The organism is Nocardiopsis sp. KDC1DS13DA1 (assembly GCF_055632325.1).
In genome coordinates this window covers 185,556-199,299 of record NZ_JBVMUY010000029.1, presented here as the reverse complement: position 1 = coordinate 199,299, position 13,744 = coordinate 185,556, and the positions used below count along the sequence as shown (strand labels likewise).

10 protein-coding genes are annotated in these 13,744 nt (G+C 71.1%); 9 read left to right on the top strand and 1 reads right to left on the bottom strand.

The window, feature by feature from the left end:
- Positions 1 to 11 precede the first annotated feature (11 nt).
- The 9 genes from ACTVAJ_RS18930 to ACTVAJ_RS18890 all read left to right on the top strand — a co-directional run bounded on the left by ACTVAJ_RS18930 (position 12) and on the right by ACTVAJ_RS18890 (position 11,779).
- A complete protein-coding gene (locus tag ACTVAJ_RS18930) occupies positions 12 to 1,031 on the top strand; it encodes a LacI family DNA-binding transcriptional regulator (protein ID WP_470389520.1) in 1,020 nt (339 codons plus the stop codon).
- A gap of 240 nt (positions 1,032 to 1,271) precedes the next feature.
- Complete coding sequence (locus ACTVAJ_RS18925; protein ID WP_470389519.1) at positions 1,272 to 2,975, top strand: ABC transporter substrate-binding protein; 1,704 nt, start codon at positions 1,272 to 1,274, stop codon at positions 2,973 to 2,975.
- A gap of 294 nt (positions 2,976 to 3,269) precedes the next feature.
- Positions 3,270 to 4,265 carry an ABC transporter permease gene (locus tag ACTVAJ_RS18920; RefSeq protein ID WP_470389518.1) on the top strand — a complete coding sequence of 332 codons (996 nt, stop codon included), beginning with the start codon at positions 3,270 to 3,272 and terminating at the stop codon, positions 4,263 to 4,265.
- Positions 4,262 to 5,173 (top strand): ABC transporter permease, encoded by a 912-nt coding sequence (locus ACTVAJ_RS18915; protein ID WP_470389517.1) that lies wholly within the window; start codon positions 4,262 to 4,264, stop codon positions 5,171 to 5,173. The genes ACTVAJ_RS18920 and ACTVAJ_RS18915 overlap by 4 nt, the downstream gene beginning before the upstream one ends.
- Positions 5,173 to 6,126, top strand: coding sequence for an ABC transporter ATP-binding protein (locus ACTVAJ_RS18910; protein ID WP_470389516.1), 954 nt, complete (start codon positions 5,173 to 5,175; stop codon positions 6,124 to 6,126). Before ACTVAJ_RS18915 ends, ACTVAJ_RS18910 begins: the two co-directional genes overlap by 1 nt.
- Before the next feature lie 14 nt (positions 6,127 to 6,140).
- The gene (locus ACTVAJ_RS18905) at positions 6,141 to 7,052 is read left to right on the top strand and encodes an ABC transporter ATP-binding protein (RefSeq protein WP_470389615.1); all 912 of its coding nucleotides are present in this window, start codon (positions 6,141 to 6,143) and stop codon (positions 7,050 to 7,052) included.
- Between the two features lie 352 nt (positions 7,053 to 7,404).
- A complete protein-coding gene (locus ACTVAJ_RS18900; protein ID WP_470389515.1) occupies positions 7,405 to 9,930 on the top strand; it encodes a glycoside hydrolase family 2 protein in 2,526 nt (841 codons plus the stop codon).
- Between the two features lie 277 nt (positions 9,931 to 10,207).
- A complete protein-coding gene (locus ACTVAJ_RS18895; RefSeq protein WP_470389514.1) occupies positions 10,208 to 10,423 on the top strand; it encodes a cold-shock protein in 216 nt (71 codons plus the stop codon).
- 192 nt (positions 10,424 to 10,615) lie between these two features.
- Positions 10,616 to 11,779 (top strand): GDSL-type esterase/lipase family protein, encoded by a 1,164-nt coding sequence (locus tag ACTVAJ_RS18890; RefSeq protein WP_470389513.1) that lies wholly within the window; start codon positions 10,616 to 10,618, stop codon positions 11,777 to 11,779.
- Positions 11,780 to 11,922: 143 nt separating this feature from the next.
- Here ACTVAJ_RS18890 and ACTVAJ_RS18885 read toward each other — a convergent pair whose 3' ends face one another.
- Complete coding sequence (locus ACTVAJ_RS18885) at positions 11,923 to 13,494, bottom strand: glycerol-3-phosphate dehydrogenase/oxidase (RefSeq protein WP_470389512.1); 1,572 nt, start codon at positions 13,492 to 13,494, stop codon at positions 11,923 to 11,925.
- Between the last annotated feature and the right edge of the window lie 250 nt (positions 13,495 to 13,744).

The following is a 13,744-nucleotide window of genomic DNA, read 5'->3' as shown; positions in this document are numbered from 1 at the left end:
TGGGGTCTCAGATGCGGCGACCGACCATTGTGGACATCGCCCGGGTGGCGGGGGTGTCCAAGGGGGCGGTGTCCTACGCGCTCAACGGCAAGCCCGGGGTGTCCGAACGGACGCGTCAGCGCATCCTGGACATCGCCCGCGACCTGGGGTGGGCGCCGAGCGGCCCCGCGCGCGCCCTGTCCCCGGGGGGCCGGGTCGGCGCCATGGGGCTCGTCGTCGACCGTCCCGCGCACGCCCTGGGCGTCGAGCCGTTCTTCATGCAGCTGGTGTCGGGGATCGAGACGGAGCTGACCGCGGCCGGGGTGGACCTGCTGCTGCACGTCACCGAGGACCAGGAGGCGGAGATCGCCGCCTACCGGCGGTGGGCCGCCGAGCGGAGGGTGGACGGCGTGATCCTGGTCGACCTCCGGGTGGACGACCCCCGCGTCACGGCCGTGGAGGGACTGCCGCTGCCCGCCGTCGTGCTCGGCGGTCCGGAGGGCGCGGGCGGACTGCCCTGCCTGCACTCCGACGAGGCCGCCGCGATGCGCGAGGTGGTGCGCTACCTGGCCGCTCTCGGGCACCGCAGTATCGCGCGGATCGCGGGCCCGGAGGGCCTCCGGCACACCCGGGACAGGACCAGGGCCTTCCGGGACGCGGCCGTCGGGGCGGGACTCGGGCGGACGCGTACGGTGCACGCCGACTACACCGGCGAGGCCGCCACGCGTGCCACACGCAGACTGCTGGCCCTGGCGGAGCGGCCCACCGCACTGGTCTACGACAACGACCTCATGGCCGTGGCCGGTCTCGGCGTGGCCCGCGAGATGGGTGTGGACGTCCCCTCCCAGCTGTCCATCGTGGCCTGGGACGACTCCGTCCTGTGCGCCCTGGTGCGCCCCTCGCTGACCGCGGTCGTGCGCGACACCCTCTCCAGCGGACGCGAGGCGGCGCGGATGCTGATCGGGCGGGTGGCGGACGAGCGGGTCGAGAGCCGTCAGGCCCCGCCCGGGGAGCTGCACCCGCGCGCGAGCACCGGTCCGCTCGCCCCCTGAGGCGCCTCCGGAGCGCCTTCCCCGGGGCGGATGCGCAGGTCCTCCCGTTACAAGCGGATAACGCCCGTGCTGCCGGGGATTGACGACCCTGAGTCGGACATGTTGTTGTGGACGTCACTTACCCGGTTCAGTAACGGCCTTCCGCGCCCCAGTTTGGGAGCGCTCCCAGCCTGCCGTCCCAACGTACGGCGGAAGGAACACCCCCACCCGAAGGCCGACCGGGGAGAAGGAGGAGTCCTGATGAGAGCTCTGCGGGTTCCGGCTGCCCTCGCGGCCCTGGCCCTGGCGGCCACGGCGTGTTCGGGCGGCGGCGGAGAGGGTGGCTCGGGTGCCTACCCCCGGAACGAGACCCTGTACACCTCCGGCACCGCCTGGGGGCCGCCCGTGAGCTGGAACCCGTTCATGCGGGGCCAGTACGCGGTCGGCACGATCGGACTCGTCTACGAGCCGCTCTTCCTCTTCGACCCCACGGAGAACGAGTACGTTCCCTGGCTCGCCGAGAGCGACGAGTGGACGGCCGAGAACGTCCACGAGATCACCCTCCGCGAGGGCATCCAGTGGACCGACGGCGAGCCCCTCGACTCCCAGGACGTCGTCACCACCCTCGAACTCGGCCAGATGGACGCGTCCCCCTACAGCAACGTGTGGGACTACGTCGAGAGCGTCGAGGCGACCGACGAGCGGACGGTCACCGTCACCTTCACGGAGTCCCGCCCGCAGGAGTGGATGAACTGGGCCTACGCGAACCCGATCGTCCCCGACCACATCTGGGCCGACAGCAGCGAGGACGACCTCGTCGACAGCCCCAACGAGGACCCGGTCGGCACCGGCCCCTACGTCTACGGCGACCACGCCGACGACCGCATGATCTGGGAGCGCAACGACGACTGGTGGGCGGTCGAGCAGCTCGACCTGGACATGGACGCCCGCTACATCGTCGACATCGTCAACGCCTCCAACGAGGTGACGATGAACATGCTCGCCCAGGACGAGCTGGACCTGTCGAACAACTTCCTGCCCGGCATCGACCAGCAGCTGGAGAACGACGAGACCCTCACCAGCTTCTACGACGGGCCGCCCTACATGCAGAGCGCCAACACCGCCTGGCTGGTGCTCAACCACGACCGCGAGCCCATGAACGACGTGGCCTTCCGCCAGGCGCTCGCGCGGGCCATCGACATGGACCAGATCATCGAGGGCCCCTACTCCAACCTGGTGGAGGCGGCCAACCCCACCGGCCTGCTCCCGAGCTGGGACCAGTACGTCGACCACGAGCTGGTCGCCGAGGCCGAGATCGGCTACGACCCCGACGAGGTCATCGCCCTGCTGGAGGACGCCGGGTACCAGGACGAGGACGGCGACGGCTTCGTCGAGACGCCCGACGGCGACCCCATCGAGCTGACCCTCATGGTTCCCTCCGGCTGGACCGACTGGATGGAGGCCGCGCGCCTGATCGCGGAGAACGCCCAGGCGGTCGGCATCAACGTCGAGGCGGAGTTCCCCGAGTTCGACCTCCTGGTCGACAACCGCAACTCCGGTGAGTTCGACATGCTCGTCAACAACGAGCGCCAGCAGAGCAACTCGCCCTGGACCTACTACGACTACCTCTTCCAGCTCCCGGTCCAGGAACAGCAGACCACCGTCAACTTCGGCCGGTACGAGAACGAGGATGCCTGGGAGCTCGTCGAGCAGTTCGCGGCCGTGCCGACCGACGACGTGGCGGCCGCGGCCGAGATCAGCGCGCAGATCCAGGAGATCCAGCTGGCCGAGATGCCCGCCATCCCGCTCTGGTACAACGGCCTCTGGTCGCAGACGAGCAACGTGTACTGGACCAACTGGCCGAGCGAGCACGAGGACACCCCGAACTCCGCCGCCGCCCTCTGGAACGGGTGGCTGGAGCTGGGCGGCGTGCTCACGCTCGCCGAGATCGAGCCGGCCGGCTAGCGGTGTTCGTTGAGGGCCTCCGCTCCGCTTCGGCCCGTGTTCGGGCGCCCATGCGGCCAGGGATTCTTCATCCTCGGCTTCGCCTGACGCTCGTTCCTCGCTAGCGGCTCGCCTCGTCTTGCAGAACCCTGGCGGCGCCCGAACCCTCCGGGGTGGGAGCGCTCCCCTCCCTCCTCTCCAGTCCGGCCGGCCCGAGGCACACGGCCGGCCGGGCGGTCCCGGCAGGACCCTCCCCCCTCGGTGCGGGTCCTGCCGGGACCCACGTCCGCCGACAACACCCGAAAGGTCAAGCGCGTGTTGCGCTACATCGGCCGCAAGCTCGTCATCTACCTGTTGACGTTCGTCATCGCGGTCACCATCAACTGGATGATCCCCCGGTTCATGCCGGGTGATCCCGTACGGAGCATGCTCGCCCGCGCCTCGGTCAGCGACCCCGCGGCACTGGAACGCATGAACGCCTACTACAACGAGGTCTTCGGTTTCGACACCCCGCTCCACCAGCAGTACCTGAGCTTCTGGGGTGGACTCCTCCGAGGCGACCTGGGCGTCAGCATCATGCTGTACCCGGAGCCGGTCACCGACGTCATCATGCGGTCCGTGCCCTACACCATGGCGGTGCTGCTCCCGGCCATCCTGCTCAGCTGGATCGTCGGCAACCGCTTCGGCGCCTTCGCGGCCCGCAGCAAGGTGTTGGACAACACGATCCTCCCGGTGGGATACGTCCTCACCGCGACGCCGTACATGTGGCTGGCCCTGCTCCTGGCCTGGGCGCTCGGCGTCGTCGCGGGGATCTTCCCGGTCGCGGGCGGATACAGCTACGCCCTACGGCCGGAGTTCTCGTGGGTGTTCGTCTCCGACCTGATCAGCCACTGGTTCCTGCCGTTCCTGTCCATGTTCGTCGTGGCGCTCGGCGGGTGGGCGATCGGGATGCGCAACATGATCATCTACGAGCTGGAGGCGGACTACTCCACCTACCTCCAGGCCCTGGGCGCACCGCGCCGCCTCATCCGCCGCTACGCGTTCCGCAACGCGATGCTGCCGCAGATCACCGGTCTGGCGGTCCAGCTCGGCACGCTCATCGCCGGCGCCCTGCTGACGGAGATCGTCTTCAACTACCCCGGCCTGGGCACCCTCATCCTCGACTCCCTCAACAACCGTGACTTCTTCCTCCTCCAGGGGATCTTCCTCTTCGTGGTGGTCGGCGTGCTGATCGCCAACTTCATCATCGACATCGTCTACGTCCTGATCGACCCCCGTACCCGGGTCCAGATGACGGGAGGTGCGGCATGACCGACGTCGCTGGCGCCCCTGGCACCGACGGAGCGGGCACGGCGCCCGAACCGGCCGCCGAACGCCGACGCTCCGAGACCCTCCACTTCGCCCGGCGCAACCCCAAGCTGCTCATCGGCTCGGGCATCGTCCTGGCCCTGCTGCTCACCGGCCTCCTCGGCCCGCTCTTCATCGATTACGACCCCAACGAGTACGTCGGGCCGCAGAGCCAGCCGCCGAGCGGCGAGTACTGGCTGGGCACCACCAGCTTCGGTCAGGACGTGTGGGCGCAGTTCGTGTACGGCCTGCGCTCCACCTTCCTCATCGGGGCCTTCGGCGGCGGGGTGGCGTTCGTCGTCGGCACCGCCGTCGGCTTCCTCGCCGGATACAAGGGCGGATGGGTGGACGAGGTCCTCAACATGATCACGAACGTGGTGCTGGTCCTCCCGGCGCTGGTCGTGCTCATCGTGGCCGTCGCCTACCTCGACGCGCGCGGCGTGTTCGTGCAGGGCGTGTTCATCGGCCTGACCTCCTGGCCGTGGGCGGCGCGCGCGGTCCGGTCCCAGACCCTGTCCCTGGCCACCCGCGACTTCGTGGACCTGGCCCGGCTCAGCGGACGGCGGACGTGGCGGATCATCACCGCCGAGGTCGCCCCGAACATGAGCTCCTACCTCGTGATGACCTTCATCCTGCTCTTCGGCGGCGCCATCCTCATCGCCGCGGGCCTGGACTTCATCGGCCTCGGACCGACCAACGGCGTGTCCCTCGGCCTGATGCTGGAGAACGCGGTCGCCTGGAGCGCCCTCCAACTCGGGCTGTGGTGGTGGTTCATCCCGCCGGGGCTCGGCATCACCGTGATCGTCGGGTCGCTGTACATCCTCAACGTCGGGTTGGACGAGGTCTTCAACCCCAAGCTGCGGGAGCTGTGATGACTCTGCGCGTGAAGGACCTGAAGGTCTACTACCAGACGCTGCGCGGGGACGTCCACGCCCTCGACGGGGTCTCGTTCGACCTCGCCGACGGCGAGATCATGGGCCTGGCCGGTGAGTCGGGCTGCGGCAAGAGCACCCTGGGCAAGAGCCTGATCCGGCTGGACGCGCGGATGCGGCACGTCGGCGGCACGGTCGAGCTGGACGGCAGGGACGTGCCGATCGCCGACGACGACGCGATGGTCCCGCTCCGCTACCACGAGATCTCGCTCATCCCGCAGTACGCGATGAGCGCGCTCAACCCGACCCGCAAGATCGGGCGGATGATCAACGAGCTGCTCCGCGCCCGGGGCGTGCGCCCCGCTGACGTCGACGGGGAGCTGCGGCGCCGCCTGGAGCTGGTCGGCCTCGACCCGGAGGTGCTCGACCGCTTCCCGATCGAGCTGTCCGGCGGGATGAAGCAGCGCGTGGTCATGGTGATGTCCACGCTGCTCAACCCCTCCCTCCTGATCGCCGACGAGGTCACCTCGGCACTGGACGTGTCCACCCAGCGCTCGGTCGCCGAGTCCCTCGTGGAGTTCCGCGACCGCGAGTACGTGCGCAGCATGGTCTTCGTGACCCACGACATCTCGCTCGTGTACCAGATGGCGGACACGATCATGGTGATGTACGCCGGGCGCATCGCGGAGAAGGCGCCGGCCAGGTCCATCATCGAGGACCCGCGGCACCCGTACACGCGGATGCTCGTCTCGGCCCTGCCCGAGGTGGGGAGCACGGTCAGCGGCGGGCGGCTGGAGGGCATCCCCGGCACCCCGCCCGGACTCCTCGACCCGCCCCAGGGGTGCCGTTTCCGCGCCCGCTGCCCCATGGCCTTCGACAGGTGCGCCGAACAGCCGCCGCTGGTGGAGATCGAACCCGGCCACTGGGCCGCCTGCTGGAAGACGGGGGAGTGACGGTGACCGAGACCCTGCTGGAACTCGAACACGTGCACAAGGTGTACCGGACCGGCGCCTTCGGCGGCGGACGCAAGCGGGCGGTCCGCGACGTCAGCCTGACCGTGCGGGCGGGCGAGGTCGTCTCGCTGATCGGCGAGAGCGGCAGCGGCAAGAGCACCCTCGGCAAGATGGTGCTCGGCCTCTCGCGCCCGACGGAGGGCCGGATCCTGGTCGGGGGCACCGACATCGCCACCATCCGCGGGTTCGCCGCGCGCAAGGAGTACTACCGCCGGGTGCAGGGGGTCTTCCAGGACCCGTTCAGCTGCTTCAACCCCATCTTCAAGGCCGACCGGGTCTTCGAGATGGTCCGCGGCTCCTACTTCCCCGAGGTGTCCGACGCCGACTGGCGGGACCGGGTGCTCACGGCGCTCGGCACCGTGCGCCTGGACCCGGGCAACGTGCTGAACAAGTACCCCCACCAGCTCAGCGGCGGGCAGCTGCAGCGGATGCTCATCGCCCGGGCCCTGCTGCTGGACATCCGGCTCCTGGTGGCCGACGAGATCATCAGCATGCTGGACGCCTCCACCCGGATCGACGTGCTCAACCTCCTCGCCGACCTCAAGGAGCGCGGCCTCGGCATCCTGTTCGTCACCCACGACCTGTCCCTGGGCAACTACGTCAGCGACACCTCGGTGATCCTGCGCAGGGGGGCGATCGCCGAGATGGGGCCGACCACCCGGGTCTTCGACAACCCGCTGCACCCCTACAGCCGCCACCTGCTCTCCTGCGTGCCCCAGCTGCACCGCACCTGGGCGGAGGTCGACGCCGAGCTGGCGGCCCGTCCTCCGGAGGACGTCGAACTCCCGACCGTGGCCGACGACGACACCTCGGCCCCGCTCCTGGAGGTGGAGGAGGGGCACTTCGTCGGGATCGACCAGTCCTGAGCCCGCTCATGCGAGCTCACGCGCTCGGCCGGGGCTCGGGGCGTGGAGGACCGGGTTCTGCCCGCCCGTCGCCCGCCACCGCCCTCAACGGACACCTTCGGTGCGGTTGTCTGGTCGGTCTCGCCGGTCGCTCGTTCCTCGCTCGCGGCTCGCCTCGTCCTGCAGAACCCCGTACGCCCCGCTGTGCCTGTGCGGCCTCGCGGGCTCGGCCGGGGCTCGGGGCGTGGAGGACGGGGTTCTTCGTCCTCGGCTGCGCCGGTTGCTCGTTCCTCGCTCGCGGCTCGCCTCGTCCTGCAGAACCCCGTACGCCCCTCGCATCCATCACCATCACACGAACGGAATCGGAGTCCCCATGACCGTCTGGTTCGACCTGAGCGACGGGTGGACCGTGGCTCCCGTCACGCCCGACCCCGGGTCCCCGGCCGCCGGTCTCGGAGCGCTGCCCGCGACCGTGCCCGGGTGCGTCCACACCGACCTGCTCGACGCCGGGGAGATCGACGACCCCCACACCGACGACAACGAGACCCGGCTCGGCTGGATCGGCCGCACCGACTGGGTGTACACGCGCTCCCTGAGCAGGGAGGCGGCGGAGCTCGGCGGCGCGGAGGGCGCCGACGGCGGCCCACCCGAGCGCGTGGACCTGGTATGCGAGGGGCTCGACACGGTCGCCACCGTGCGGGTGGCCGGGCACGAGGTGGGGCGTTCGCAGAACATGCACCGCGCCCGCCGGTTCGACGTCACCGAGGCGCTGGCCTCGGGCGGGGACGACCCGGAGCTGGTCGTGGAGTTCTCCTCCCCGTACCGGTACGCCGAGGCCAACCGGGACCGCATGGGCCCGCTGCCCGCCGCCTACGACGAGCCCTACCAGTACATCCGCAAGATGGCCTGCAACTTCGGCTGGGACTGGGGGCCGACGCTGGTCACCTCCGGGATCTGGCGGCCGATCCGCCTGGCCGCCTGGTCGACCGCGCGCCTGGCCGCCGTCCGACCCCTGGTGACCGTGGAGGGGGCGGTCGGCGACGGTCCCGCGCTCGGCAGGGTGCGGGTGCACGTCGACCTGGAGCGCACCGCCTCCGGACGGGGGACCGCGCTGGAGCTCACCGCCCGTGTCGCCGGTCTCACCGCCACGGTGACCGCCGATCCGGGCGAGGACACCGCCGTCCTGGAACTGGAGGTGCCCGACCCCGACCTGTGGTGGCCGCGCGGTCACGGCGACCAGCCGCTGTACGAGCTGGCCGTGCAGGTGCGGGCCGGCGGGCGGGTGCGCGACACGTGGCACCGTCGGATCGGCTTCCGCGAGGTCGCGGTGGTCGACGCGCCCGACGAGCGCGGCACCGGGTTCGCGGTCACCGTGAACGGGCGGCGCGTCCTGGTCAAGGGGGCGAACTGGATCCCCGACGACACCTTCCCCGCCCGCGTCGACGCCGCCCGGTACCGGGAGCGGATCGGCCAGGCGTGCGCGGCGGGAGCCAACCTGCTGCGCGTGTGGGGCGGCGGGATCTACGAGTCGGACGACTTCTACCAGGCGTGTTCGGAGCTGGGGGTCCTGGTCTGGCAGGACTTCCTCTTCGCCTGCGCTGCCTACCCGGAGGACGAGCCGATCGCGGCCGAGGTGGCGGCCGAGGCGCGTGAGGCGGTCGTCCGGCTGTCCCCGCACGCCAGCCTCGCGGTCTGGTGCGGCAACAACGAGAACCTGTGGGGGCACGAGGACTGGGACTGGAAGCCGGTCCTGGACGGGCGGCCCTGGGGCGCCGGGTACTACCTCGACCTGCTGCCGCGCGTGGTGGCCGAGCTCGACCCGACCCGGCCCTACCTCCCGGGCAGCCCGTACTCACCGGGGGAGGGACGACACCCCAACGACCCCGACCACGGCGTCATGCACGTCTGGGACGTCTGGAACCAGCTCGACCACACCTGTTACCGGGACCACCGGCCGCGGTTCGTGGCCGAGTTCGGCTACCAGGCGCCGCCGAACCACGCCACGCTGCGCGCCGCGGTCTCCGACCACCCCCTGGCCCCCTCCTCGCCGGGCGTGGCCCACCACCAGAAGGCCGAGGACGGCGACGCCAAGCTCGCGCGGGGGCTGGCCGAACACTTCGGTGTGCGGGATCCGGGCTACGACGACTGGCACTACCTGACCCGGGTGCTCCAGGCGCGGGCGCTGGAGCTGGGCATCGGGCACTTCCGCTCCCTGTGGCCGCACTGCACGGGGACGGTGGTGTGGCAGCTCAACGACTGCTGGCCGGTGACCTCGTGGGCGCTGGTCGACGGCGCCGGACGGCGCAAGCCCGCGTGGTACGCGGTGCGCGGGGCGTACGCCGACCGGGTCGCCACGGTGCAGCCGACCGAGGGCGGGCTGTGCGTCGTGCTGGGCAACGACACCGACGAGGAGTGGACGGCGGAGGTGACCGTGGCACGGCACGCCGTCACGGGCGGGGACGGGGTCCTGGCCTCGTCCACGCACCCCGTGCGGGTGGCTCCCCGAGGGGCGCTGCGGGTGCCCGTCCCCGACCGGGTGTCCGTGCCGGGACGGGCCGCGGGGGAGGTGCTCACGGTCGACGGCGCGGGGGAGCGGGCGTGGTGGTTCTTCGCTCGGGACCGGGATCTCGACTACGAAAAACCGGAATTCGACGCCGAAACACGTGTGGACGGCGGGGATTTGCGGGTACGGATACGGGCCCGCGTCCTGTTGCGGGATCTGGTCGTCGAGGCTGACCGCCTCGATCCGTCGGCTGTGGCGGACCACGGCCCGGTGACCCTGATGCCGGGGGAGGAGCACACGTTCGTGATCACGGACGGTGCTCGTCTGGACCCGGAGACGGTTCTCGCGGCACCTGTTCTGAGGTGCGTCAACGACGTTCTGGCGACATCCGGGTGAGCGGAGGGTGACGTCCCGGTGACCAGTGTCACGGCCGTGTGCCCAGGCCGCCGGAGGGCGGTTATTCCCCCGGGCTCCGTGCGGGTTGCCACACCGAAATCCCCCGCGGACTGGCCTGGCTGTGATACGTTCGTGAGTGATTGTTAGTCGTTGAATTTCGCAGTTGGTGTATGCCCGCGGAGTTTGTGACCGGCGGGCGGTTTCTCGTGGATCGGCTCGCGGCAATTACTCGGGCGTGTGTGTAGGCGTCCGTGTAGACCGAGCTGAAGGAGAGAACATGGCTCAGGGCACTGTTCAGGGTACTGTGAAGTGGTTCAACGGCGAGAAGGGCTTCGGCTTCATCTCCCCCGACGACGGTGGGCCCGACGCTTTCGTCCACTACAGCGCGATCCAGGGGACGGGCTTCCGTAACCTCGAGGAGAACCAGCGCGTGGAGTTCGAGATCGTCGCCGGCACCCGCGGCCCGCAGGCCGAGAACGTCGTCGCGCTCTAAGCGGTAACGCAGTAGGACGCCCCCGGAGGTTTCGATCCTCCGGGGGCGTTCTCGTGTGCCCGGTCCTGGGGCCGCGCGGGCGGGTCGCCGCGCGTCCACACGCGCGCAAAAAGCGCGTGCGCCGCCCGGCCCGCCCTGTCAGGCTGTGCGTGCCCCCAGACCGACGACGTCCCCGAGGCCGGACCGATGACCATGACCGAACTGATCACCACACCCGTCAGCCCGGACATGCTGCGCGGAGCCGTCGAGGTGGAGCGCACCGAACGCGGGGTCCGGCCGCACCGCCTTCCCGCCTGGGCCCGGCGGCAGTTCCCCGACGAGGCCCTGGCCAGGATCGAGGCCCACACCTCCGGAGTGCGGCTGTGCCTGCGCACCCGCGCCACCGCGGTCGAGCTGGAGACCGTGCCGACCAGGACCCTCTACCGTGGTGCGCCGCCGCCCCCGGCCGGTGTGTACGAACTGCTGGTCGACGGCCTCAGGAGCGGTCGGGGCGTCGTGGCCGGCGGCGACGTCGTCACCGTGGACATGATGACCCAGACCGGTACCACCACCCGCGGCCGGCCCGGCACGGTCCGGTTCTCCGGGCTGCCCGACAGGGAGAAGGAGGTGGAGGTCTGGCTGCCCCACCGGGAGGCCACCGAGCTGATCGCGCTGCGGACCGACGCCCCGGTCCTGCCCGCCGCCGACCGCGGCCGGAGGGTCTGGCTGCACCACGGAAGCTCCATCAGCCACGGCTCCAACGCCGACGCCCCGACCGCGATCTGGCCCGCGATCGCCGCCGAACGGGGCGGCGTGGACCTGGTCAACCTGGGGTTCGGCGGCAACGCCCTGCTCGACCCGTTCACCGCGCGCACGATGCGGGACGCCCCGGCGGACCTGATCAGCGTCAAGATCGGCATCAACCTGACCAACAGCGACCTGATGCGGCTGCGCGCCTTCACCCCGGCCGTGCACGGCTTCCTCGACACCGTCCGGGACGGGCACCCGGACACCCCGCTGCTCGTGGTCTCACCGATCCTGTGCCCCATCCAGGAGGACACCCCCGGGCCGGTGATGCCGGACCCGGACGACGCGACGCTGAGCTTCCGGGCGACCGGGGATCCGGCCGACCGGGCCGCCGGGCGGTTGACGCTCAACGTCATCCGGGACGAGCTCGCCCGCCTGGTCGAACGCAGGGCGGCCGACGACCCGCACCTGTACCACCTCGACGGCCGTGTGCTCTACGGGGAGGCCGACCACGACGAGCTGCCGCTGCCGGACCGGCTGCACCCGGACACCGCCGGGCACCGGCGGATCGGGGAGCGGTTCGCGGAGGCGGTCTTCGCCGGCGGCGGGGCCTTCGCGCGGACGGTGTAGGAACGGGGCGGCCCGGCGGCCGGGGTGTGGACCCGGCCACCGGGCCGTCGGGGCGTGTTCCGCGGACACATACGCAGCATCTGCGGAACACGCCCTCAGAACCGGCCGCCCCTCCAGGGAGTGCGGAGCGGCCGGAGGCGCGGTCAGCCCTGCTGGAGCAGGGACTCGGCGCGCTGGCGCACCTCGGGGGTGTCCAGCCCGCGCACGGTCACGGTGGTGCGGCGGCGCAGGACGTCGTCGACGGTGACCGCCCACTCGCGGTCGCGCGCGAAGACCACCTGGGCCCAGATGTCGGGTCCGTCGGGGTGGATGCGCTCGCCCAGCCCGGGCTCGTCGCGCACCAGGCCCGCGATGTCCATCGCCAGGCTCCCGTAGTGCGAGGCCAGGTGCCGCGCGACCAGCGGGTCCAGGCGGGCGCCCGGCTCGCGGTCGATGATGATCCGGTGCGTGACCGCCTCGGGGCTGGCCAGCCCGGGCAGGGGCACTGTCTTGAGCGGGTCGGACATGTCCTCGGCCAGCGGCACGGCCGAGACCTTGCGCAGCTCGTCGAGGATCGTGCGGCCGATGTGCCGGTAGGTGGTCCACTTGCCGCCCGCCACCGACAGCATTCCGCCGCGGCCCTGGGTGACCACGGTCTCCCGCTTGGCGGAGCTCGTGCCGCCGGGGCCGCCGGGCAGGACCCGCAGACCCGCGAACGAGTAGGTGATGTTGTCCGGGTTGAGGTAGGGGGCGTCGATGCCCAGAGCGGCCTCGCCGAGGATCTGGTCGACGTCGCCGGGGACGACGCCCACGTCGGCGGGGTCGCCGGTGAACTCCTCGTCCGTGGTGCCCAGCAGCAGGCGGCCCTCCCACGGGATGGCGAAGGAGACGCGGTACTTGTCGACGGGGATGGTCAGCGCGGCGCGCCACGGCTCCGGCGTCTTCAGCACCAGGTGGGCGCCCTTGGACAGGCGCACGCTGGGCGCGACGCCGGGCTGCTCCATCTCCCGCAGGCGGTCGACCCACGGGCCGGTGGCGTTGAGCACCAGCCGCGCGTCGACGCCGAACTCCTGCCCGTCGACCCGGTCGCGCAGGTCGGCGCCGGTCACCCGGCCGCGCGTGGTGCGCAGGCCCGTGACCTCGGCGTGGTTGAGTACCACCGCGCCCGCGTCCACGGCGGCGCGGACGGTCATGATCGCCATGCGGCTGTCGTTCATCTGGTGGTCGCTGTAGGCGGCCACCGACTTCAGGCCCCGGGTGCGCAGGCCGGGGGCGAGCCGCGCGGCCTGGTTGGGGGACAGGAGGCGGCCCATGCCGTCACCGAAGGCGGACAGCGCCGAGTACAGGAACACGCCCGCGCCCATCTTGGCGGCTCCGTGGGGGCCGCCGGAGTAGATGGGGACGAGGAACGGCATGTGGTTGACCAGGTGGGGAGCCACGTCGGAGGCGAGGGAGCGGCGCTCCTTGTGGTTCTCCGCGACCAGGCGGACGTTGCCGGTCTGGAGGTAGCGCAGACCGCCGTGCACGAGCTTGGAGGAGGCGCTGGAGGTGGCACCGGCGAAGTCGCCGGCGTCGACCATCGCGACGCGCAGACCGGCCTGGGTGGCGGTCCAGGCGGCGGACGTGCCCAGGATGCCGCCGCCGATCACGAGGAGGTCGAACGTGCCCCGGGCGAGTTCCTCGCGCGTGTGCGCGCGGGAGGAGGCGGTGTCGTGTTGGTGGGTTCTGGCGGTCATGGCTGGGTGCTCCGTCCGTTCGGGAGGGATGGCGGGTGCCGCGCCTGTACCTGAACGGGCTCTGACGTTTCAGGCAGGTGTCCCCTGCATAATACGACAATGCCGAACGATGGTGAAGATAGACCTGCTGCTTACCGATGAGTACGGCCCGGATCGCGCGTCTTGACGGGGAAACCCGCGAGCGGTTCCCACCCTTGATGACCGCGCGAATGCAAGCGGTAGTTATCGTTCGATATTGTCGAACGCTCTG

Excerpts from the sequence above, each read along its gene's own strand:
- ACTVAJ_RS18885 (WP_470389512.1), bottom strand. The coding sequence starts at position 13,494 with ATGACCGCCAGAACCCACCAACACGACACCGCCTCCTCCCGCGCGCAC.
- ACTVAJ_RS18900 (WP_470389515.1), top strand. The coding sequence starts at position 7,405 with ATGACCGTCTGGTTCGACCTGAGCGACGGGTGGACCGTGGCTCCCGTC.
- ACTVAJ_RS18915 (WP_470389517.1), top strand. The coding sequence starts at position 4,262 with ATGACCGACGTCGCTGGCGCCCCTGGCACCGACGGAGCGGGCACGGCG.
- ACTVAJ_RS18895 (WP_470389514.1), top strand. The coding sequence starts at position 10,208 with ATGGCTCAGGGCACTGTTCAGGGTACTGTGAAGTGGTTCAACGGCGAG.
- ACTVAJ_RS18890 (WP_470389513.1), top strand. The coding sequence starts at position 10,616 with ATGACCGAACTGATCACCACACCCGTCAGCCCGGACATGCTGCGCGGA.
- ACTVAJ_RS18930 (WP_470389520.1), top strand. The coding sequence starts at position 12 with ATGCGGCGACCGACCATTGTGGACATCGCCCGGGTGGCGGGGGTGTCC.
- ACTVAJ_RS18910 (WP_470389516.1), top strand. The coding sequence starts at position 5,173 with ATGACTCTGCGCGTGAAGGACCTGAAGGTCTACTACCAGACGCTGCGC.
- ACTVAJ_RS18925 (WP_470389519.1), top strand. The coding sequence starts at position 1,272 with ATGAGAGCTCTGCGGGTTCCGGCTGCCCTCGCGGCCCTGGCCCTGGCG.